Origin of the sequence: Nonomuraea sp. NPDC049400 (assembly GCF_044466425.1) — a bacterium.
Classification (GTDB): domain Bacteria; phylum Actinomycetota; class Actinomycetes; order Streptosporangiales; family Streptosporangiaceae; genus Nonomuraea.
Window position 1 is genome coordinate 1 of sequence record NZ_JBITMP010000089.1, and the last position, 21,319, is coordinate 21,319.

20 protein-coding genes are annotated in these 21,319 nt (G+C 68.5%); 12 read left to right on the forward strand and 8 right to left on the reverse strand.

The window, feature by feature from the left end; translation table 11 throughout:
* Positions 1 to 770: ISL3 family transposase (locus ACIBVN_RS57505; RefSeq protein WP_397150904.1), on the reverse strand; the 770-nt coding region annotated here is incomplete at its 3' end.
* Positions 771 to 1,029: 259 nt separating this feature from the next.
* Here ACIBVN_RS57505 and ACIBVN_RS57510 point away from each other — a divergent pair.
* Both ACIBVN_RS57510 and ACIBVN_RS57515 read left to right on the forward strand, forming a co-directional pair.
* A complete protein-coding gene (locus ACIBVN_RS57510; RefSeq protein ID WP_397150860.1) occupies positions 1,030 to 1,623 on the forward strand; it encodes a hypothetical protein in 594 nt (197 codons plus the stop codon).
* Positions 1,624 to 2,096: 473 nt separating this feature from the next.
* Positions 2,097 to 2,774 carry a DUF6461 domain-containing protein gene (locus ACIBVN_RS57515; protein ID WP_397150862.1) on the forward strand — a complete coding sequence of 226 codons (678 nt, stop codon included), beginning with the start codon at positions 2,097 to 2,099 and terminating at the stop codon, positions 2,772 to 2,774.
* Positions 2,775 to 3,000: 226 nt separating this feature from the next.
* Here ACIBVN_RS57515 and ACIBVN_RS57520 read toward each other — a convergent pair whose 3' ends face one another.
* From ACIBVN_RS57520 to ACIBVN_RS57530, 3 genes are all read right to left on the reverse strand, one after another.
* On the reverse strand, positions 3,001 to 4,101 hold the full coding sequence (locus tag ACIBVN_RS57520) for a hypothetical protein (RefSeq protein ID WP_397150864.1): 1,101 nt from the start codon (positions 4,099 to 4,101) through the stop codon (positions 3,001 to 3,003).
* 253 nt (positions 4,102 to 4,354) lie between these two features.
* Positions 4,355 to 4,489, reverse strand: a complete 135-nt coding sequence (locus ACIBVN_RS57525; RefSeq protein WP_397150866.1) for a hypothetical protein — start codon at positions 4,487 to 4,489, stop codon at positions 4,355 to 4,357.
* A complete protein-coding gene (locus tag ACIBVN_RS57530; RefSeq protein WP_397150868.1) occupies positions 4,489 to 4,632 on the reverse strand; it encodes a hypothetical protein in 144 nt (47 codons plus the stop codon). The genes ACIBVN_RS57525 and ACIBVN_RS57530 overlap by 1 nt, the downstream gene beginning before the upstream one ends.
* Positions 4,633 to 4,918: 286 nt before the next feature.
* Between ACIBVN_RS57530 and ACIBVN_RS57535 the strand changes: the two genes are divergently transcribed.
* A complete protein-coding gene (locus ACIBVN_RS57535) occupies positions 4,919 to 7,900 on the forward strand; it encodes a Tn3 family transposase (protein ID WP_397150870.1) in 2,982 nt (993 codons plus the stop codon).
* Between the two features lie 122 nt (positions 7,901 to 8,022).
* Here the strand turns inward: ACIBVN_RS57535 and ACIBVN_RS57540 are convergent, their stop codons facing one another.
* Together ACIBVN_RS57540 and ACIBVN_RS57545 are read right to left on the reverse strand one after the other, a co-directional pair.
* A complete protein-coding gene (locus tag ACIBVN_RS57540; protein ID WP_397150872.1) occupies positions 8,023 to 8,811 on the reverse strand; it encodes a MerR family transcriptional regulator in 789 nt (262 codons plus the stop codon).
* Between the two features lie 22 nt (positions 8,812 to 8,833).
* Positions 8,834 to 9,724 carry an alpha/beta fold hydrolase gene (locus ACIBVN_RS57545; RefSeq protein ID WP_397150874.1) on the reverse strand — a complete coding sequence of 297 codons (891 nt, stop codon included), beginning with the start codon at positions 9,722 to 9,724 and terminating at the stop codon, positions 8,834 to 8,836.
* A 261-nt stretch (positions 9,725 to 9,985) separates the two neighbouring features.
* Here ACIBVN_RS57545 and ACIBVN_RS57550 point away from each other — a divergent pair, with 261 nt between their 5' ends.
* A complete protein-coding gene (locus tag ACIBVN_RS57550) occupies positions 9,986 to 10,687 on the forward strand; it encodes a recombinase family protein (RefSeq protein ID WP_397150876.1) in 702 nt (233 codons plus the stop codon).
* 16 nt (positions 10,688 to 10,703) lie between these two features.
* On the opposite strand, the gene ACIBVN_RS57555 is transcribed toward ACIBVN_RS57550, so the two are convergent.
* Both ACIBVN_RS57555 and ACIBVN_RS57560 read right to left on the reverse strand, forming a co-directional pair.
* Complete coding sequence (locus tag ACIBVN_RS57555) at positions 10,704 to 10,919, reverse strand: hypothetical protein (RefSeq protein WP_397150878.1); 216 nt, start codon at positions 10,917 to 10,919, stop codon at positions 10,704 to 10,706.
* Positions 10,916 to 12,328, reverse strand: coding sequence for a hypothetical protein (locus tag ACIBVN_RS57560; RefSeq protein ID WP_397150880.1), 1,413 nt, complete (start codon positions 12,326 to 12,328; stop codon positions 10,916 to 10,918). Before ACIBVN_RS57560 ends, ACIBVN_RS57555 begins: the two co-directional genes overlap by 4 nt.
* Positions 12,329 to 12,893: 565 nt before the next feature.
* Between ACIBVN_RS57560 and ACIBVN_RS57565 the strand changes: the two genes are divergently transcribed.
* The 8 genes from ACIBVN_RS57565 to ACIBVN_RS57600 all read left to right on the forward strand — a co-directional run bounded on the left by ACIBVN_RS57565 (position 12,894) and on the right by ACIBVN_RS57600 (position 21,155).
* The gene (locus ACIBVN_RS57565; protein WP_397150882.1) at positions 12,894 to 13,145 is read left to right on the forward strand and encodes a hypothetical protein; all 252 of its coding nucleotides are present in this window, start codon (positions 12,894 to 12,896) and stop codon (positions 13,143 to 13,145) included.
* A 142-nt stretch (positions 13,146 to 13,287) separates the two neighbouring features.
* Complete coding sequence (locus ACIBVN_RS57570) at positions 13,288 to 13,641, forward strand: hypothetical protein (protein ID WP_397150883.1); 354 nt, start codon at positions 13,288 to 13,290, stop codon at positions 13,639 to 13,641.
* Positions 13,642 to 13,803: 162 nt separating this feature from the next.
* A complete protein-coding gene (locus ACIBVN_RS57575; protein WP_397150885.1) occupies positions 13,804 to 13,986 on the forward strand; it encodes a hypothetical protein in 183 nt (60 codons plus the stop codon).
* A gap of 617 nt (positions 13,987 to 14,603) precedes the next feature.
* Positions 14,604 to 15,725 (forward strand): tyrosine-type recombinase/integrase, encoded by a 1,122-nt coding sequence (locus ACIBVN_RS57580; RefSeq protein ID WP_397150887.1) that lies wholly within the window; start codon positions 14,604 to 14,606, stop codon positions 15,723 to 15,725.
* A gap of 579 nt (positions 15,726 to 16,304) precedes the next feature.
* Positions 16,305 to 17,078, forward strand: coding sequence for a hypothetical protein (locus ACIBVN_RS57585; protein WP_397150889.1), 774 nt, complete (start codon positions 16,305 to 16,307; stop codon positions 17,076 to 17,078).
* 20 nt (positions 17,079 to 17,098) lie between these two features.
* Complete coding sequence (locus tag ACIBVN_RS57590) at positions 17,099 to 17,800, forward strand: hypothetical protein (RefSeq protein WP_397150891.1); 702 nt, start codon at positions 17,099 to 17,101, stop codon at positions 17,798 to 17,800.
* Entirely contained in the window at positions 17,797 to 19,128 is a 1,332-nt protein-coding gene (locus tag ACIBVN_RS57595; RefSeq protein WP_397150893.1) for a DUF4407 domain-containing protein, read from the forward strand. The genes ACIBVN_RS57590 and ACIBVN_RS57595 overlap by 4 nt, the downstream gene beginning before the upstream one ends.
* Positions 19,125 to 21,155 (forward strand): ATP-binding cassette domain-containing protein, encoded by a 2,031-nt coding sequence (locus tag ACIBVN_RS57600; RefSeq protein ID WP_397150895.1) that lies wholly within the window; start codon positions 19,125 to 19,127, stop codon positions 21,153 to 21,155. Before ACIBVN_RS57595 ends, ACIBVN_RS57600 begins: the two co-directional genes overlap by 4 nt.
* The last annotated feature ends 164 nt before the right edge of the window (positions 21,156 to 21,319 follow it).

Sequence of the window (21,319 nt, forward strand, 5' to 3'; positions counted from 1 at the left end):
TCCGGATTGGGTAAGCCATCAGACCCAAGAACCTCCCTCCGAATTCCTCCCGGCTGAACCGGGGATACGACAAGGCGCCGCATGGCGCACTGCCACCGGTCCCCAACCTGCACCGCATCGGGCAGGGCTCGTCGAGCCGCCTCGCCGTAGGCGCCCGACCCGTCGCGGCAGACGATCTCGACCCCGGGGTGGGATCGCAGCCATGTCTCCAGGACGTCGGCACCGCGGCCGGGCAGTACGTCGATCCGCTCGCCGGTCTCGGCATCGGTGAGGATGGTGGCATAACGGTGGCGGCGCTTGAGAGCGAAGTCATCGACACCCAGTACGCGCGGGACCCGCAGCGGTGGCAGCGGCAGCCGCATGAGCAGTCGCAGTGCCGTGGACCTGGAGACCGCGACGGACAGGACCGCCGAGAGTCGAGCACCCGCCCGGCCGGCCAGCTCTTTGACCACTGCGCCCAGTTGACCGGTGAGCCTGCTGGTTCGACGCTGGTACCGCTCGAGCAACCCGGGCACCTGCTCACGAAACGTCTGCCGAGCACATCCCCACGCCGGGCAGACCAGCCGCCGCGCCTGGACCGACACCACCACCCGCCGCCCGTCGACCGGAACGTCGGTGACCGTCCGGCTGTAGTAGCCGTGCACCCGACCGGTCAGCGTCCCGCACATCGGGCACGGCACCGCTGCATTGCGCGTGCGAGCCACGACCCGAATGAGGTCGTCCTCGTCCGTCACTCCCTCGATGACCAGGGCAGACAGCCCCGCAAACACCACACTCGTAAGATCGTCGATCTTCAGCACAGCCCAGCCTGGCAGCTGATCACCCAGCGCCACCACCGACTACGAGCCAGAGCCGTTATCTAGACAGACCCCCGTCACCACCGAATGTGAGACAGGGCCGTTGTTCTTACAGTCCCATGGCCAGTCCTAGGCATGATCGTCCGGACGCCTGGAGGGCAGCAGCCGCGGGTTCGCGCTCTTCACAGTCTGGCGTCTTCCCAGGGGTCGATGAAGCGTGTGAGGTGAAGTGGTGGAGAACAGGTACGTGCAGGTGGCATTACGTGCCGCGATGTCGATCGCGCTCTTCGGCTTGCTGGGCGCCCTGGCTGCGAAGGTCTCGGTCTTCCTGACGATCGTCGTCGCTGTTTTGGGGGTTGTTTTCGTAGTGGCCGGCGTGATGATGGATCGGACGAACATCATGCTGGAGCGCGCCGATTTCAAGGAGCTGTCGCGGTTGGCACAAGCGTTGCCGACGGACGAGGTGGTTCCGGCGCCCGGGGTGTGGCTACGGGTGGAACGCCACGGCAAGGACATGGTGGTCGTGCGGGTGTCGGAGGTAGACATCGAGGATGCCCGCCGGGACTTGGCCGAGGGGCAGCAGCAGAGCACGCTGTCGTGCGAGGGGTTCACATTGAAGTGGCCGGGGTTCGTCACGCGTGGGCACAGGTATATGTCGGCGGTGTTGGAGGGCGGCCAGGTGCGCGTCCTGCCGGCGCCACGCTCATCGCTGCCGGATCGGGTGCGGAGCTGGTGGCTGGTCGGCAGGCTTGGGACAGCGTTGACGTCGCCGGCCGAGCTGGAGCAATTAGCCGAGCAGTTGCGGCAGGCCGCGTCGCGGGCCTGAAGGGGTGCACGAAGTCGGCCCCTCGACGATCACACACCGTAAGAGGAGTGCTGAATCCCCGGGGCTGGCAGGAGGCCGACGCCCCGCTGCCCTGCCCCAACGAATGGCATCCTGCTCCGGCTGGCGGGCCAGCAGTTGGTCCAGCGAGGAGTGCAGCGCGGGTCAGTTGCTGGTGTCGGCGGGCGACGGCTTCGGCGGGTCAGCGGCCGTCGAGGATGCTGAGCCGTGCGCCGATGTGGAGGGGGCGACCACGGCCAGCCGGCCCGCGCACAGTCGCACCGGATGGGCGGTGTGGGCTGATCCGACCTCGTACTGGTGGAGTCGCCTCTTCAACTATCGCGAGTTCTCGACGCCGAGGGGCGCGGTAGTGACTTTCCGTGATTCCTGCGGCAACAGGTCGCTCTCGAACAGCAGGTGCGCGCGGAAGGGTGGAGTGGGCCTGACTATGTCGGTAGGCCTGCCAGGATCGCGACATGACAATCGATGCGCTGGCGTCGTTCCGCTGGCTGCGACCGCCGTACGGCGGTCGAGGCAACCTACTCGGCGAGATCTACTGCGTGACTTTGCTGCGCGGGCTGGACCCGGCCGAGGTGCTGCGCCGGTTCGGCGCCCGCACGAGCACGGAGATGAGCTTCGCTGAGCTGGATCTGGCGGTCTCCGACTTCACGATGGTGCCCGGTGGCGGTGAGGGAGGTGGCCACGTCGGAGTGGTCGCAACCGGCGACGGGTGCGCGGCGGTGGAACCGTTGGGCTGGTCGGGGATGGACGACCCGACGCTGGCGCGGCTGTCGGCCGGCACCGACGTGGTGTCCGTCTTACGGCATGACTACGCCTGCGACTACTTCCACTACGCCGCCGACGGCATCGTGATCACGGCTTTCGACCCGACTTCTCCCGAGCATCGCTCCGGTGCCGACACCGACCGGCTTGCCGGCCTCATGGGCGAGTTCGGCCTGCCTCTGGAGGAGGGCTCGGACGAGGAGTGGGACCAGCGGTACGACGACCTGTCCGAGCACGGCCTCGCGCGGATGTTCGCGATGGCGGCCCGCCTCACCGGCGTGACGTTCACCGCCGACCTGCTGAACGGACCACTGCTGGTGGGCGCGATCGCCGACCTGCCGCAGGAAGACGTTCAGCGCGAGACTCCCTGATACGGCGAACGGCACACCTTCCGTGGTACTGGTGTCTCGCCTATTCAACTGTCGCGAGTTGTCGGCTCCGTGGAGCTCCTCCAGTGGGAGGTCGACGAGCAACGCGTGGACGTGGTTCTGGAGAGCCTGCCGTTCAACCTCCGGGACGAGTTGCGAGGTCTCCTACAGGGTCGGTTGTGCTCATGACAGCTCAGCGTATGCAGGACGTGACCCCGGAGCGTCCTGGTCAGATTTCGTCGATGACCTTGGCGAGTGTGGGGGCCAGGAGCAGGCCGTTGGCCATCGGGATGAGCAGGCCGTCGCGGTGCATGGTGCCGAATGCCTGGCGAATGTCATCGGTCTGGGTGAAGGTGAAGATGAGCTGTTTGTCATCGACGAAGTCGAAGTTGCCGGCCATGACGTAGGGAAAGGCTGCGGCAGCGAGGTCCATGACCGCCTGGTCGGCGGGGATCTCGTCACCATAGCGGTCCAGGATGCGCTCGCATTCGTCGATCATCAGCGGATCGGGCTTGCTTTCCCCTCCGACCAGCCAGGGGTGGCAGCTGAGCTGCTCCGGGGTCCAGATCATGCCAGCGGCCGGGTGGAGGCCGCTTCGGAGATCCCACTGGAACCGGCAAGCGAAAAGCAGCTCGTCCAGGGTGGGGACCTCGTCCGCAGGCAGCAGGTCGAGCCGGAACCGCGCATGGAAGTCGCTGACGGTGGGCCAGCGACGGACATGCGGCGGCGCGGGCGGCACCCGCTGCAGGAGAAGGCCGGGGGCATCGAGGAACCCGTCGGCCATGGGGGTAATCCAGCCGTCCCGGTGCAGGATGCCGAGCGCTTCACGCAGGTCGGGAGTCTGGGCGAGAGCTGTGACGTGTTCAGGTCGGGCTTCGATACCGTACTCGTTCCAGGTCGTGACGCTGAGGAATGAGCGGGCGCTGAAGTCCAGCAGCGCAAGATCGGCGGGGATCGTCTCGCCATAGCGGGCCAGGATCTCGTCGCGGGCCTGATCAGCCGCGTCATCGCAGAGCTCGTCGATCCACTCGAGAGCGAGGAACTCCTCGGGAGTCCACCGCTGGCCGTTGACCGAGACATGGTCTTCGCCGGTGATCCCGTGACGGAGCGCCAGCTGCTCCAGCGTTCGTGGTGTTTCGAGCGGGACCAGCCGGCTCACCGGGAGCTGCCAGCCGAGATCGGCCAAGGTGGGCCCGGGCGCAGGCAGCGGCGGAAGAGAGGCCTTCTGCGCCTTGCTTGACCGCTCCGCGTTCGTCTGGCGACCGGAGATTCGCTGCTTGCGACGCGCTGCCTTCTTCGCGCGACGCTGCTGCTGGTTGGGCTTGCCCATGGGGTGTGTCTCCTCTCTCGGATGACCACCGGAATCCTAGGGATGGCATCCGGGTCGTCGCGGATGCCGCGCCGTGCGATGCTCCTCAACCGTCCGTCCAAACCCGGGCTCGGCCTGGAGCGTCTGTCGGCCGTCATGATCTGGCTAGAGACTCAGACCGTTACAATTCCGCCGGGTGGAGGTGGGCGTCGGCCGCCGAGCCGGCCGCCGTGGATCTCCGTCCAGGACACCACGCCGTCCAGCACCAGAGTGATCAACGGCAGCGGCAGCCCGTCCCGCCGGGGCCGGACCAGCCGGCCGGGCAGACGTCGACGCCGGTGCCGCGCTGGGACGCGTCCTGGTGCCGCCCCACCTGGCTCGGCGGCGGCACCGCCGTGGTGGGGGTCATCACCCGGCTTTCTCGGCGTCTCGGTCGGCCAGCTGCTCCTGGCGGCGGGCCAGCAGCTCGGCCAGGGAGGCGTGCAGGGCGGGCCAGCCGTGGATGTCGGGGTCGATGGCTTCGGGCGGCAGCCTGCCGTCGAGGATGCTCATCCGCACGCCGATGTGGTCGGGGCCGACCACGGCCAGCGCACAGCCGCATCGGGTGCGCCGTATCGGGCTGATCCTTGTGGCAGGCCATGCGGGGGGCGCGGGTGAGCCGGGCGACGTCGGCCTCGCTGGTGTCGGTGCGGCGCATCACGCCTTGCTGGGCACGCTGTAGGGGTGCCGTTAACCAACGTGTCATAGGCCGCCAAACCTCGAAGATCCCTAGCCTGACCTTCTGTAATGCCGAAGGGTCCGGCGCGGATCTATGGGCATGGAACGTCCGCCGCTTGGCATGGATGAACTCATCGAGCACTGGACCGTGCTGAGCGATGAGGTCGGCCTGGTCAGCGCGAAGCAAGAAGGCACTCGTCTGGCCTTCGCGCTGTTGCTGAAGTACTTCACGCAGCACGGGCGCTTCCCGCGCGGGCGGGCGGAGTCTCCTGACGAGGTGGTCGACTACGTCGCGAAGCAGACCGAGACGTCGGCCAGCAGCCTGGGCCTGTACGACTGGTCAGGCCGGACGATCGAGCGTCATCGCGGCGAGATCCGCGACCATCTCGGCTTCCGGGAGTGCTCGGTCGCCGACGCCGACAAACTGACCAGCTGGCTGACCGTGAACGTCGCGCACGCGGAACGACAGCCCGACCGGGTCCGCGAGGAGCTGCTCAAGCAGTGCCGCCAGGAGCGGATCGAACCGCCCTCGCCGGGGCGGATCACTCGGATCGTACGGTCGGCACTGCACAACGCGGAGCAGACCTGGTTTCACCGGATCGCGGCGCGGCTGGATGCGGTGACGGTGGCCCGGGTGCTCGCCCTGGTGGCCGCCGACAACACCGCGGTGGAGACCGAGGAGAGCGATGACGATCTGGACGAGGATGAGGGCTCGGTCCTGTCACTGATCAAGGCGATGCCGGGCAACGTGAGCCTGGATTCGATGCTGACGGAGATCCGCAAGCTGAACGCGATCAGGGCGATCGAACTGCCGGCCGGGTTGTTCGCCGACGTGGCGCCGAAGGTGCTGGGCGGTTGGCGCTTCCGCGCTGCGGTGGAGTCTCCTTCCCACCTGCGCCGGCGGGCCCGCAACGCGCCGGAGGCGACGGTCACCTTGCTGGCCGCGCTGTTGGTGGAGCGGGAGCGGGAGGTCACCGATGCCCTGGTCGACCTGTTGATCGCCACGGTGCACCGGGTAGGCGCTCGCGCCGAGCGCAAGGTCACCGAGGAGCTCATCAACGCCTTCAAACGGGTCTCAGGCAAGGAGAACCTGCTATTCACCATCGCCGAAGCCGCGCTGGCCGCGCCGGACGGCATGGTGCGCGAGGTCGTCTTCCCCGCGGTGCGCGGCGGCGAACAGACGCTGCGCGAGCTGGTGCACGAGTTCAAGACCAAGGGCCCGGTCTACCGGCGCACCGTGCAGACCACATTGAAGGCCTCCTACACCAACCACTACCGGCGCGGTCTGATCGAACTGCTGGAGGTGCTGGAGTTCCGCTCCAACAACACCGCCCACCAGCCCGTCATCGACGCGCTCAAGCTGGTCAAGCGCTACGCCAAGGCGGGCAACACCACCTACTACCCGCTCGGCGAGACCACGCCCGAGCACAAGGGCACGCTCAAGGACTGGGCCGACCTGGTCTATCGCACCGACACCCGCGGCCGGCGCCGGGTGGCGCGGATGGTGTACGAGGTGGCCACCTTCCAGACCCTGCGTGAGCAACTGCGCTGCAAGGAGATCTGGGTCGTCGGCGCCGACCGGTGGCGCAACCCGGACGAGGACCTGCCCACCGACTTCGAGTCACGCCGTGCCGAGCACTACCGCGAGCTGCGCAAGCCGCTGGACCCGACCGAGTTCTGCGACAGCCTGCGCGAGGAGATGACCAGCGCCCTGGTGGAGCTGAACGACGCGCTGCCGGGCCTGGACTGGGTGGAGATCAGCGACCGCAAGGCGGGAGCGATCAAGCTGACACCGATCGAGGCCGCCCCCGAGCCGCGCAACCTGCGCCGGATCAAGAATGAGGTGGCCCGCCGCTGGAGTGCCGTCCCGCTGATCGACATCCTCAAGGAGGCGATCCTGCGCACCGGCTGCCTGGCCAAGGTGACCGCGGCGACCGGCACCGGCCACATGAGCGCGGAGGTGCTCGCCGAGCGGCTCATGCTGGTCATCTACGCCTACGGCACCAACTGTGGCATCCGGCAGGTGATCTCCGGCGCGCACGACCACAGCGAGGAGGATCTGCGCTACGTGCGCCGGCGCTACCTGACCCCGGAGGTGGCCCGCACCATCGCGGTCGAGATCGCCAACGCCACCTTCGCCGCCCGCGACGCCGGGCTGTGGGGTCAGGGCTCGACCGCGGTCGCCTCCGACTCCACCCACTTCCGGGCGTGGGATCAGAATCTGTTCACCGAGTGGCACTCGCGCTACGGCGGTCGCGGGATCTTGGTGTATTGGCACGTCGAACGCGGGTCGGTGGTCGTGCACTCGCAGACGCTGAAGGCGTCTGCCTCGGAGGTGGCCGCCATGGTGGAGGGTGCCATCCGGCACGGCACCACCATGAAGGTAGAGGGCAACTACGTGGACTCGCATGGGGAGTCGGAGCCTGGTTTCGGAGTCACCCGGTTGCTGAACGTGGACCTGCTGCCGCGCATCAAGCAGATCAACCGGGTCAAGCTCCACCAGGCCGACTACGGCGACCTGGCCCGGTATACGAACCTGGCGCCTGCGATGACCCGGCCGATCCGCTGGGACATCATCGCCAAGAACTACGACCAGGTCATCAAGTACGCCACCGCGATCCGCACCCGCACCGCCTCCACCGAGGCCATTCTGTCGCGCTTCACCCGCACCGCCTCGCACCCGGCCTACCAGGCGATGCTGGAGATCGGCCGGGCGGCGCGCACCACGTTCGTCGCCCGCTACTTATACGACCGCGACCTGCAGCGGGAGATCGAGGAAGGACTGAACGTGGTCGAGGCGTGGAACCGCGCCAACGCGGTGATCTGCTACGGCCGGGGCGGCGAGATTTCCACCAACCGGCGCGATGAGGTGGAGATGACGGCCCTGTGTCTTCGGATCTTGCAAGCCTCGCTCGTCATGGTGAACGTCCTGATGCTGCAAGACGTCCTCGCCGATCCCGAGTGGGCCGCCCTGCTCACGCCAGTCGACCGGCGCGGCCTGACCCCGCTGTTCTGGCTGCACGTCCGCCCCTACGGCGAGGTGCGCCTTGACCTGAGCGCCCGGTTGAGCATCGGCGATCTCGGCTCGCTCGGCGGTGCATGAGGGCAATCCGTCGCTGGGTTGCTGTTGCGATTGGACCAAGCCGCCCAGCAGTACCCCGCCCGCCATCACCGATAGCGCTCGGATCGCCGCACTGTGGCGTCTTCCTGCGCGTACTGGCGCTACTAGGGAGTCGCGCCTGGTGTGGGGGCCACGCGCTCGAGCTTGGTCCAGCCCGTCCAGCCTCGCTGCTTCAGCAGTTCGATCAGCCGGCGCGCCGGCGGCACAGTGGCGAACGCCAGCGTATCCATCAGCTTGACGAGCGGTAGCTCGATATCGATGTCGTCGACATAGTCCTCGCCCCGCTCGTCGGCCATACGCGTGAGGTAGGCGGCCAGCTTGTCGGCCAGCTCGACCAGCCGCGGGTCGTCGTCGGCTCGGTGAAGAGCCTGGCCCAGGGTGAGGTAGAAGTCGACCAGCCGCGGATCGTCGAGCTGCTCCCGCTTGCGTGCCATCCACTCCGGGACTCGCTCGGGTGAGTGCGCGGCCAGCGGGATCCAGCCGTCACGCTCGGCCTGAACGATCCGCTCGTCGACCCCGAGCGCCCGCATCCGGTCGAGATACTCGACCACTTCCGGGGGCAGGACCAGGCTGTCCCCGGAGGCGAGCCGGGCGATTCGCTCGCGGTGCCGCTGCCTCTCCCGGATCTCCGCCTGCAGCTGCCTATCGATGTCTGCGACCGCCGCGGCGAACTCCTCCTGCCCGGCCCGCAGCAGCTCCCGCACCCGCGCCAGCGGAACCCCGGCCTCGGCGAGGGTCCGGATCTTGATCAGTTCGATCACGGCGCCGGCGTCGTATCTGCGGTAACCGGAGTGATCCCGGTCAGGCTCCAGCAGCAGCCCCTTGGCGTGGTAGTGCCGCACCGCACGCACCGTCACCCCCGCGTACGACGCCAGCTCGCCGATAGTCAGCATCAGACCAGTCTCCAGGAGCTGCTCAAGAGATCGCCCGACCGGATGAGCCTGATGCATCAAGAATGATCTGCGCGATGTGCGGGGCATGGGTGAAGACCAGCTGATGATCGGCGTCGAGCCAGCTGGTGGCAATGTGCGGATGCTCGCGGACAAGCCGCTCGACGCCGGCACGCCAGTTCTGGTTGAACCGCGGCGCAGGCCCTTCGCTGCTGTCGCCGGCCATCGAGGTCGACATGATCATACTGACGGGCCGGTCGATGTTCCTGTATCGGTCGAGGATCTCGGACCGGATCACGTCGATCTCGAGGTTCAGGTCGAGAATCTCTTGGGCGCTGAGCAGCACCTGACGCGCGGTGCCCCGCTCGGCCTCCTGCTGAGTCGCCAGCTCCTCCCACATGGCGCGGAACGCCGGCAGGACTGCCTCGGTGATGAACGGTTCGGGCACCGGGTTCGCCCCGTCGATGAGAACCAGCTCGGCGACGGTGTCAGGATGCTCGGAGGCATAGTGCACGGCCAGGTCGGCGCCCAGCGAGTAGCCCACCAGCACGGGCGCTGTTGGGAGGCCGAGGTTTCCCAGCTCCGCCATCACTGCGGCGAGATCGTTGAGGAAGTCCTCGAAGGAGTACCGGTCGGCGGCCGAGGCGAGGCCATGCCCCCGCAGGTCGAAGGTCACCACGTCGTGATCGCGCCTCAGCAGCTCGATCAGCTCGCGCAGGTGGGCCTGGGTCGAGCTTAGGCCAGGGCACAGGACCAGCGGTCGTCCCTGACCGCCGCGAGACACCGGGATTGTGACGCCGTCGTGGTGGATCGTGAAGCGACGGATTGTCCTGTCGCCTCTCTCCGCCCGCTCTCCATCATTGTTGTGCTCGTCGTACAGCTCGGCGACCTCAATCGCCTTGGTTTCCGTGGTCATGCCACCATGCTGAAAGCTTGACCCTGCGTCAGGGTCAAGCGGCGCGGCAACATGACGCCCATACATTCGCGATCGCCGATTTCTGGGCCACGCCTCTGAGAGGCGCCGCCGGGGGTGTTGTAAACCGTTCGATTCTCAACACCCTGGCCGGAGCCCCCTTCACGAACCGCCGACAGCCCGCCGGAGTGTCGGAAAAACGTGTTGCGAAGTCGGAGTGTCCATCAACTCCCACAACACCGTTTTCTCTACACTTCCCGACATGTGACAACGCTTCCCGACGGCTCGGCTCCTGCCGCAGTCCGCCAAGCCGCCGACGACTTCCTTGGCGCCGAACCCGCGGTCCTCTCCGGAGCACTTGTCGGCTATGCCCGGGTCTCCACCCGTGATCAACGGCTGGACCGGCAGACCCGCGCGCTCGAAGCCGCCGGCTGCATCCGCATCTTCGCCGACAAGCTGAGCGGCAAGAACACCGACCGCGAAGAGCTCACCAAGGCCCTGGACTACCTGCGGCCCGGCGACACCCTGGTCGTTCCCTCACTCGACCGGCTCGCCCGCTCCCTGGCCGGCCTCATCACGATCGTCACCGAGCTGCGCCGCCGCGGCGTCGGCTTCCAGTCCCTGAAGGAAGCCCTCAACACCACCACCCCCGGCGGCCGCCTCGTCTTCCACGTCTTCGCCGCTCTCGCCGAATTCATCCGCGAGCTCATCGTGGAAGGCACCCATGAGGGTCTGGCCGCCGCCAAGGCTCGCGGCGTCCGACTCGGCCGCCCGCCCGCGATGACCCCCGAGCAGGTCCGGCACGCCCGCGCCTTGCTCACCCAGCCCGACGCCACCGTCTCCTCGATCGCCCGGCTGCTGAACGTCAGCCGCTCCACGATCTACAAGTACGTGCCCGAACTCGCCACGGGCCGCCCCGCCGCCGAACAGCCAACGGTGCGAGCCGAGCTGGAAGCGGGACACTGATTCCCCAGATCAGCGCCTACTTGGCGGCTGGTGGCGCATTGGTTAACGGCACCCCCTGTAGCCGCAGCATGTCCTCCTCGCTGAACGCGGTAAGGTCCGCATCGGCGCGCCACGGGCAGACCCGCTCGCCGGCGCATGGCCGCGTGCGGTACTCATCCGTGCGCGGTGGCCGCTCCGCCTCCAGGGCATCGTCGCCGTGGTGGCGTTTCCTGGACGCCGCGGCGTCGGTCATGGCTGCTCCGGAGGGTCTGTGGGGCCGGTTGTGGTCTCATTGTGACCGCTCCGCCGCGCCGGTGCCCTGTGGGCGGCGGCCGCGAGCAGGGCCGCGCCGAGCGCGATCGCCTGCGCGCGGGAGTGGCTTGCGTCGCCGAGCGGGATGGGCTGGCCGTGGCGGTGCACCTCGACAACCCCGTTGTGCAGGGTGACCGCGTCGAAGGGGCCGTCGCCCAGCAGCACGCCGGGGTTCTCGTCGATGTCGGTCAGCGCGGGAAGGGTCACCTGGGCGGCCTCCAGCCGGGCGGTGGCCACGGCCGCCGCCAGGGCCGCGGCGGCGGCCCGGTTGCTTTCCTCGCGGAGCTGTTCGCGCAGCCGGTCGGCCTCGGCGGTGTGTGCGGCCGCCGCGGTGGCGGCCTGGTCGCGCACCGCGCTGGTCTCGGCGCGGGAGGCTTCGGCGGCATGGCGTTCCTGCTCCGCGCGGCGCTCGGCTGCTTCGGCGCGGCTGCGCTCCCGCTCGAGGTCCTGCTGCAGCCGGTCCGCGGTGTGGGTGGCGCTGGCCAGGGATGTGCGCAGCTCCTGCAGTTCGCGCTCGCGGTCGGCGAGCGCGGCTTGGTGCTCGGCGGCGGTCTGGCGGGCCTGTTCGGCCTGCTGCTCGGCCTGAGCGCGGGCGGCCTCGGCGGCCTGCTGAGCGTCCTGGGCACTGTGCCATGCCTGGTTGGCCTGCTCCAGCTGGGCACGCAGGGTGGCCCGTTGCTCCTTTAGCGTGCCGACCTCTTCCAGCGCCAGCCGCTCGGAGTCGCGCGCGTCACGGGCGTCCTGCTCGGCATGGTCCTTGTCCCGCTTGGCTTGGCGCTCGTTGCGTTCGGCCTGCTCGCGGGCCTTGCGCGCGTCGGCGGCAGCCTGGCGGGCGGCGTCGCGCTCGGCGAGTGCGCGGCGGGCCCGCTCCTGGTCCTCGCGGCTGGCGGCGGCGGCCTCGTCGGCGTCGTCCTCGGCGGCGCGGAGCCGCTCGGCGGAGACGTCGGCGAGCCGCTGCTGCTGTCGGGTGCGCTCGGCCAGCGCCTCGGCCAGGCGGGCGGTGGCTGCGGCGTGCTGCTCGATCTGCGGGGTGAGCCGCTCGTCGAGCGCGCTCGCGCGGCGGGCGGCGTCGGCCATCGCGCCCGCCTGGCGAGTCCGGCGTTCGCGGTGGTACCGGGCGCGGCAGGCGGGCGAGCAGTACGCGCGCCGGCGGCCGGGCACGCCGGGCACGCGTGGCGGCAGCGTGTTGCCGCACGGGCAGTGCGTCGGCTCCGCATCCGGGAGGGGACTGCCGCCCGATTCGTCCTGCTCCTCCGGTTCGCCGCCAGGGTGGGCCGCTGCGGCGGCGGCCGCGAGGTCTCCGGGGAGACCTTCGGGCTCGGCGAAGAGATCTTCGTGTCCGGTTATCACGCGAATGACTGTATCAAAATCGTGTCGGCTTCGTACGAAATAAAAACGTACGCAATCATCACGATTTGAAACGATCATGAATCTTACCCACGAGAATGCGGACTCCCACAGGTAAAGACGCTACGATCATGGCGTGATCAGGGATGAGAAGCCGCGGAGCGATCACCCCCTCCGCGGGGAGGCGGGCCCTCGCGCGCGGCGCGGACCCGAAACGGACGACACACGGTCGTTCCGCTCGACGGTGGCGGCGGCCGAGGAAACATCCCGAGGGCAGGGACACCCCCCGGGCGGCGGGCGAAGGCCGCCGATCCCGCGCACTGGGCGATCAGGACCTGGTCCGCGTCGTTCCGCGCGGAACCCGGCGCACCGAACGCCACCTGCCCATCACGGTACGCCGCTGTTTCCCCGCCGACAAGCACGTGCCGCGCGACGATGAGACCCATGCCGGACGTCCCTGGAAGACTGGAGCACCACGTCACGGCGACGCCGGGACGCGCACACCTCAGGAGAAAGGGCCCGACGCCATGAACGGTAGTGCGAGCACCCCGCGCCGCGGTGCAGTCCTATGAGCGGGCTGAACCCCGACGTCCGCGCGGCCATCCAGCAGTTCGGCCAGCTGCCCAGCACCGGCTTGGCCGCGGGGAGGACCTTCGCAGACGCGCTCGTGGCCAAGCACCCCGAGCTCAGCAGCGAGACGCTGGCCGCCGTCCTTGCCGATGCCCTGACCGCTCTCGCCCCGATGCCGGACAAGGAGAGCTATGTGCGACTGCTGGGCGCAACGGTGTACGACCTGGCCAATCGCACGCGGGAAGCATGACGATGGACGGGCGCGTGCGCGACAGCCTGTACGCCGCCCCATCCCCAGCCCTTCGACAAGACGCCCTGATCCCGGAGACCCGCGTGGGCGGCGAACAGCACAGCACTTCGGCGACGATACGCACCCCGAGGAGGCAGCCATCATGCCGAGAGAGACCATCCGCGTCGAGAAGGCCCACGCGGGCGATGCCTACTACCTTCCCCGCCGCATCCTCGCCGCGCCCATCGCGCGCGACGACTTCGTCACCATCCTGAACAACGGCTGGCACGAGGACCTGTCACGCGAGCACAACCAGACGGCCTACGACGCGATTCAGGCCCTCGAGGCGCTCGGCGTGCACGTTTCCGACATCGGCCATCGCAGTGACGGCACCTCCCGCCTCACCGTGCTCACCCCGCCGCACCGGGGCGACATGAGGGACGAGATCCTCGCTGTGCTGCGTCGCTTCTTCGAACTGCGCGACTCGGTCGTCAACACCTCGGACACTCTGCACTAACCGCAGTCGGCGGCTCCACGTCGTCCCTTCCCCCGGCTCTGCCCCGATGGGAGATCCCGTGCCATACACCGAAAACCCCGGCCCTGCCCACTGGGCGCGGGCCCAGGCGAGCGTGGCCGAGGGCTTCTGCCCCCAATGCCAGCAGCGCCTCACGCAGCGGCCATGACCGTGACGACGCAGGAGGGCGAACAGCAGATCACGGTTCCCGAACGCCTGCACTGCGAGGTGGAGTGGATACCCCGCAGCCTGCTGGAGCCAGGTGTGCAGGGCTGGGTGCGCTTCCAGCGGACCGACAGCGTCCTGGCCGAGCTCCGCGGCAATGCTGAACCAGACGGTGGTGGCTGATGGACGGGCGCAACCCACGACGATGACGCGCGAACCCCGCTAGGAGGCCACCTTGCCCGATCCCGACGGCGACAAGCCCTGCCAGGTCTGTCACACACCCATCGACGTGTGCGGGGAGCAGCTGCAGCTGACCCTTGAGCGCTGCTGCCCCTCATGCTCGACGCGGGACACGCACACGCCGGCCGAGCAGAGCGCCGACCGCGCCGGTAACGCCGACGCCGCGGAGGTCCCAGCCTTGATCCGTACCCTGTCCGACATCGAAGACGGCCACCTCAGCTCTGGATCAGAGACCGATTCTTCGGCCCCTACACCGGCGCGCCGCTCGACCGCCCGGAGATCACCGTGATACCGGACCGGCAGCCTTACCGGGGCGTGCCCGATCCCGGCGGCGCCTGGTGGCGCGCACCTGAGCGAGGCTGGCTGGAGAGGCCCGTACCCGGCACGGTTCCCATGCGCTACCTGACGAGCGAGGCCGGCCGGGCCGTCCTGAAGGCCGAGCGCCACGCCGGGTGGCTGCGCCAGCTACCGCCCCTGGCTTGGCGAGGCAGTGCGGATTCACCGAAGCAGCATCCGGACGACCCCGGAGTGCCGCCGTCGGCATCCCTTGGGAGGCCCCGGTGACGGCACCCGCCGATGAACTGACCGAGCTCAAGGGCGCGCCGGCGGCGGCACCGGACCTGGAGGCAGGGCTTTTGGCCCTTGCGGCGCTGTCACTGCCCGCCGCAGCCGCTCCGGGTGATGAGGACCGCATCGCCACCGCCGCGGCGATGAAGGACCCGTACGACACCTACCTGGCCAGCCTGGACAGCGACGAGTCACGACGCAGCATGGGCGGATGCCTGGACCGGATCACCCGGCTCATCCTCGGCCGCCCGCTCGACGATGCGAGCGTCAGCGGACGCGGCCAGCCGTGGTGGCTGCTGCGCTACGAGCACACCGTGCACCTTCGGGCCCAGATCCTCCGGCAGGGCTGGTCGGACGCCTACGTCAACAAGCATCTGAGCGCACTGCGCCGCGTGCTGGAGGAAGCCTGGCTGCTGGGCGGAATCACCGGAGAGGACTACCAGCGCGCCCGCAGCGTCAAGGACGTCAAGAGCGAGCGCAGCCCCGCCGGCCGCTACATCCCCGACGAGGTGATCGGCGCGCTCCTGGCCGCCTGCCTGGCCGACGACACCCCCGCCGGCGCGCGGGACGCCGCGCTCATCGCCGTGCTCGACAGCTGCGGCCTGCGCCGCGCCGAAGCCGCCAACCTGGCGATGGACGACTACGAGGCCTTGACCGCGGGCATGCTGCGCGTCGTCGGCAAAGGCAACAAGGAACGGCATCTGCCCCTCTCGTCATTCGCCACCGGCCTGCTGGAGCGCTGGCTGGCCATCCGCGGCGACGGCGCCGGCGCCCTGTTCCCGCGCCTGGAACGCAACGGCGCTCCGCGAATGAAGAACGGCAGGCCCCGCCACATGCAGCCCCAGGGCATCGCCGACATCCTGACCAAGAGAAGCCAGCAGGCGGGTACCCGCAGAGTACGGCCGCACGACATGCGCCGCACCTTCATCAGCAACGTGCTGCCGGTCGTGGACGCCATCAAGGCCGCCAAACTGGCCGGACACGCACGACCGGAGACGACCATGGCCTATGACCTGCGCCCCGCCGCCGAGCTGCGGGACGATATCGAGCGGCTGCGCGTCCCTGCTGTCCGTCCGCTGAACAGCCGTCCGGACGACCCACCACGCCGCGCGTAGCAGTCCCGGCCGGGCTGAGGGTGTGCTTCCAATGGCGCGGGCGGCCGCGGAGCAGGGCCGCCAGTTGGCGCCCTGCCGGAGCAGCAGCTCCGGATGATCCGTGACGGTGTCCGCTTCGGCCCGGTAGAAGCCCGCGAACTCCTCGACGGTGGCCCGCGTCGCGGCCGAGGCGTCGGCCAGGGGCACGGTCCGCAGCGCGGGTTCCGCATCGGCCGGCAGCGGCGCGGTATTGCCGTGGAGCGCGCTGGCTGGGAAGAACTCCGCGTCCGTGAGCACGCGGGCCAAGGTGCTGCCTCGTTCGGCGCCCATGAGGTGGTGAACGAGTTGGATCACACCGTACGTGGACAACGCGTCATAGCGAGTGCTCATGAGAACTCCGCACCCGGCGGGCACATTCGCCCGAGACCTACGGTGCCAAGAACCACGCTTAGGTGTCAGCGGGGCGGGGTGCATCAGCGTCTGATCTCATGGCCTCCTGCCGCAGGTTCGCCATGTCGTTGATCCAGGCGGGTTCGCTGCCCTGGCCGATGTGGACGTGCTGGCGACCGCAGCCTGGGTGCTCGGCGACGCCACGTCGGCATGGCCGTGGGAGACGGCCTGGACGAGGGTCGCGTTGGCGTGCCGGCGGCCGAGTTCATCGTGCGCACCGTGGTGCTCGCTCGGCGGTGGGATTTCGCGGAGACGACCGACAGCGTACTGGGGGATCCGCTTGAGCGGAGGGTGCGGATGTGCACCACTGCTCGGACAAAAGGGGATTCGGGAATCTTGGACGTAGATCACACACCGGACGCCACGCCCGGCCGCGGGGCGCTCCCGGTTCAGCTACCGGCCGGTCTCTCAAAACCAGTGCGCGTCACCCTCCTGGTGGACGGCGACCACGTCAGCTGGGAAGCCGGTAAGAGATCCGGGGGAGATCGTGGCGACAACGCGACGGTGCGGGCGATGCTTCACCAGATAGCGGGGATGGCGGTCATGATCGGCGAGGTCCACCGGGTGAGGATCGCCTGCTCGCCCCTCACTGCACAGCTCCATCTCGATCTGATTTTCGCTTCCGGCCACGATGCATGGAGGTGGAAGGGCGGCCAGGATGGCGCCGATGAGCTGCTGATCGAGGAGCTGGAGACCCTCGAGAACGCGCGCCGCAAGCAGCTGCGGCGAGGCGCGGCAGCCGCGGCCGACGTCGTGGCCCTCGTCGGCGCGGATCACATCTACGCCGACAAGATCCGGTCCCTGAGGCTGCTCGGAGTGCCGGCGGTGATCATCCAGCCCGGTCAGCAGATCTCCCACCACCTGTATCGGGAGGCCACGCAGGTTGTGCCGCTGCGGGCGCATCTGGCTCGGGAGGCGGCATGACCGCCTCCCAGCCCAGCGGGATGAGCCCGCACGACGAGCCGTGGACGCCGTTCCGACAGTTCACGACCGCCGACGGCGTGGTTCGCCTGTCACGGGCATTCCCCGTCGTGGCCTATCGGCGGCTTGCCCCGGTGCCCAAGCGCTGGGGACGCCGGCGGCGCGACCTGGCGGAGCTGCCCGCAGTGTCCGCGGGCACGCTGCTGGTCGCCCAGGTCTGCGACCGCTACGCGATCCCGCGCGATCTCCAGGACCCGGTCCTGGCAGAGGCAACGGCCGTGATGGTGGTCTCGGCGACGCCTGAGCGTATCGATCTTCGACTGTCGCGGCGGTCGTGTGACGACCGGCACATCGTCGAGGTGACCGCCTCCTACAGCTGTCTGGTCACCGACGCGGTCCGCTTGCTCGCGAACGGATACTGCAAGGCCGAGCACGTTCAGCAGGAGCTGGCCAGGCACCTGATGGATGACGTGACGTCGGTGTTGGTGCAGCGGCTCGGCGTTCACGCCGAGCCTCGTATCGTCCAGCGTCTGCTGCTCCACATTCAGGCGCGTGAGATCGACCCGGTGTGGATACCGGGGTTGTCCGCTGCGGTGTGTGCGGATCCCGCACCCGCGGTCCAGTGTCGGCCGCTTGCTCCGGCGGTCGTCAGCGAACGGCACGACCACCTCAGTGGGTTGATCAGCCGAACGTCTTGTTCGCACTGCAGGAAGGAAATGAGATGAGCACGATCGATGTCGGCCGGGGCCTGCGCTGGTTCTGCGGAACGCATGAGGAGGTTTTGGACCGCGCGCCCCACGAGCGGGGGCGCTATTCGGCCATGGGCGGCGTTGTCCTGGCGGTCGCCCTCCTCGCCATGATCTCGATGGGAGTCGGCCTCCATCAGATCACTGGCGAGTTTCACGTCTTCATGTGGTTCCTGTTGCCGGTCTGGTTCCTGTTCATTCTGTGTCTCGACCGGTGGCTCGTGGCCACCACCACGGTCCTGGACGAGCCATGTGGGAAGCGCATGATCCGGATGCTGCCGCGGCTCGCGATCTCCGTCGTGCTCGGTGTGATCGTCGCGGAACCCCTCCTGCTCGCGATTTTCCACCCCGATGTCGAAGAGAGGGTCAAGGCCACGCGGCAGGAAGAGATCGTGGCCCGGCAAAGCAGACTCTCTCGATGCAATCAGCTTCCGGGGACCGCCGGCAGTGCTGCCGCTGAGAGGGAGGAGTGCCGTGAGGTGGTCCTGGTGACGCCGGGGGAATCACCCGAGGTCGTGCAGGGCAAGCTCGACGCAGCCCAGTCGCAGGCCAAACGGCTGCAGGCCACCATCGACAGGGACGCGCGCACCTACGCGGCCTTGCAGGAGAAGGCGGCAAGCGAATGTCTCGGCGTACCGGGCCGCGGAAACACGGGTTTGCGGGGAGAGGGCCCGAATTGCCGGCAGCGGCGTGCCGAGACGGAGCGCTTCCGCGCTGACCACCGCATGGAGGAGAACCGGGAGCGCTTGTCGCGGATGAACCAGCAGGTCTCGAGCCTCACAGAAAATCTGCGCGCCGCGCAATCGCGCCGCGAGGCAGCCGTCAAGAGCGCCATCGAGGCAGACCGGAAGCGGCTTGAGGCCCGTCAGCGCGAAGGGCTTGCTGACTCCTTCGCCGCTCTTCACGACCTGGCTCAGGCCAATAGCTATACCGCGGCGGCTCAGCTCGCCCTCCGGATCTTCCTCATCATCGTGGACGCGGCGCCAGTACTGCTGAAGATCTTGGGCACGCGCACCCACTACGAGGTGATGGTCGCCCGTCGAGCGATCCAGGCGGAAGAGACCGATCGCCAGCACGTCGCCTGGGCTGAGGAGACAGCGCGGCGGGAGACCGGACTACATCACCGCTACCAACAGGCCAAGGCCGAGACCACTCACCTGACGAAGACGGCGGAACTGGCCGCACAGCGGGACCAGGTCATCGCGGACAGGGAGCAGCGCCTCATCAGGGGCGCGTTCGGTCCCCTCGACCGTCTCGATGTGGAATGGGCCGATTTTGACGCACGACGAGGAGGCGACGAGGCGTGACCGCACCCACCGCCCTGCAGGGAGGCCCAGGATTCGAGGCCTTCGCGAGCACGTGGACCATTGGCTGCGCCGGCTCAGGCGCCGACATTGAGATCCACGACGATCCAGAGGTCCTCAGCCGGCACGCGCTGCTCGCCCTGGATCATGACGGTGGCTGGTGGATCGCCGCCGACGACGCCGGCCGAGTCCGCCTGAACGGCACGCCGGTCACCACAGCGGCGCCCATCGGACAGGACAACGTCCTAGAGCTGGGCTCGACGATCATGACGATCTCACCGGACCTCCTTGAGGCGGGGACGGCAGCCCTGCCCGCCTCTGGTACCAGCCATGCGGTAACGCACACCGCGCCCGACACCGCGCGACAGAGCGCCGCCCGTCAGGGGCTTGCGGTGGACCTGGCCGGCGTGTCGGTCACCACCACGACCGGCAAGACCTTGTTGAACAACGCGTCGTTCACCGTGGAAGAAGGCCAGATCGTGGCCATCGTGGGCCCGTCCGGCGCGGGAAAGTCCAGCTTGACGGATGTGATCTTGGGTGAGAGCGCGCACCACGTGAGCGGAGAGGTACGGGTCAGCTGCCCCGGACAGGCAGGCGCTGCCTGTGCGCCGCGAGACCAGATCCGATTCGTGCCGCAGTCAGAAGCCCTTTATGACGACCTGACCGTCCAGGAAACGTTGATCGTCGCGGCGCAGATTCGCGACCGCGCGCCGATTGCTTCGCGGCCCGAACTCGTCGACGCATCGCCCACTGTTGACCAGCGCGTCGGCAAGGTCATCGCGGTTCTGGGCCTGGGTGCCTGCGCCAGCAATAAGGTCTCGCAGTTGTCTGGCGGCCAGCGGAAACGACTGTCCCTCGGGGTGGAGCTGGTGGGCCAGCCGAGGCTGCTAATCGCCGACGAACCGAGTAGCGGCCTGGATCTTGCCCTAGATGACGACATCATGCGAGCTCTGTGGCGCGCCAGTCGGGATCTTGGATGTACCGTGATCGTGATTACGCATACAACGACCCACTTGCCCGACTACACCGACAAGATCATCGCCTTGGACGGGGCTGGGCGAGTCGTGCACGACGGGCCGCCACCGGCACTCACCGACCGAGAATGGTGTCAGCGGCTGCGCGATCTCGGTGAGAAGAGTCATCGTCAGGGCGGCATCGCGAGTCCCGGGCGGCCACGAGGTGCAAGGCCGCCTTCTCAGTCGACGTGGCGCGACTGGGTGACCATGGCGGGCTTCACCATCGTGCTACAACGGCAGTGGATGCTGCTCCGGCGGCGCGGCCTCAAAACACTACTGCTGCAATGCCTGGCCACGCCCCTGCTTTTGAGCTTTGTTGCGATCATCGCCTCCGATGACGGGCTTCGTGCGGGCCCGGACGCAAGCAAAGCGATCGCCACCTTGGTGATCGGGGCTGGGCTGACCGGCTCACTGATCTCGTTCTTGGACCTGGTTCAGGAGCGCGCGGTGCTGCACAAGGATCATCGCGTCGGGGTCAGTGCGGCCAGCATCCTGGCGGCCAAATCCTTGGTCTTCAGTGCCGTGTGCGCGGTCATCGCACTCACCGTGACGCTGGTCTACGGCGGCGTGCGTCCTCTCCCGCCGGCCCAGTTCGGCATCCCGCCCATCGCGGTGCTCTTCATCGCGATCTTCGCCGCCATGTGCTCGTCTTTGACGATCGGATTGCTGATCTCAGCTTTGTCCTCGACGTTCTATCAAGCCACGCTGTTGAACACGTGGTTCATGGTGCTGCAGGTGGTGCTGCATGGTTCGATCTTCCCGCTGCCCAGCTGGCTGGAGTTGCCCACCGCGGTCCTGCCGGCCCGCCTCGGATACGCGAGCATGGCGTCTTACATGAACTTGAGCGGCGGGTACCAGGCCGACCGCGACCCCCTGTGGACGCACAGTCTCGACCATCTCGGCATGCTCCTGCTGTGGTCCATGGTCCTCTTCATCCTGTCCGCCGCTGCGGCGGCGGCCATGGCAGAACTCCGCTGGCGAGGCCGCCTGTCGCTCCCGTTCAGGCGCCGGTAGCTCGCCCTGAGGAGGCGCGCAGATGCGCTGCGATCAGGCTGCGTTTCCTCGGTGCGGGATCGGCCCGCACCAGGCCGATCCCGCACCCGTGCGGGTCCCCAGCCCGGCGGAGGGACTGGGCAGATCGTTCCTGGGCGGCAGGACACCGCGCACCGCTGCCGTGC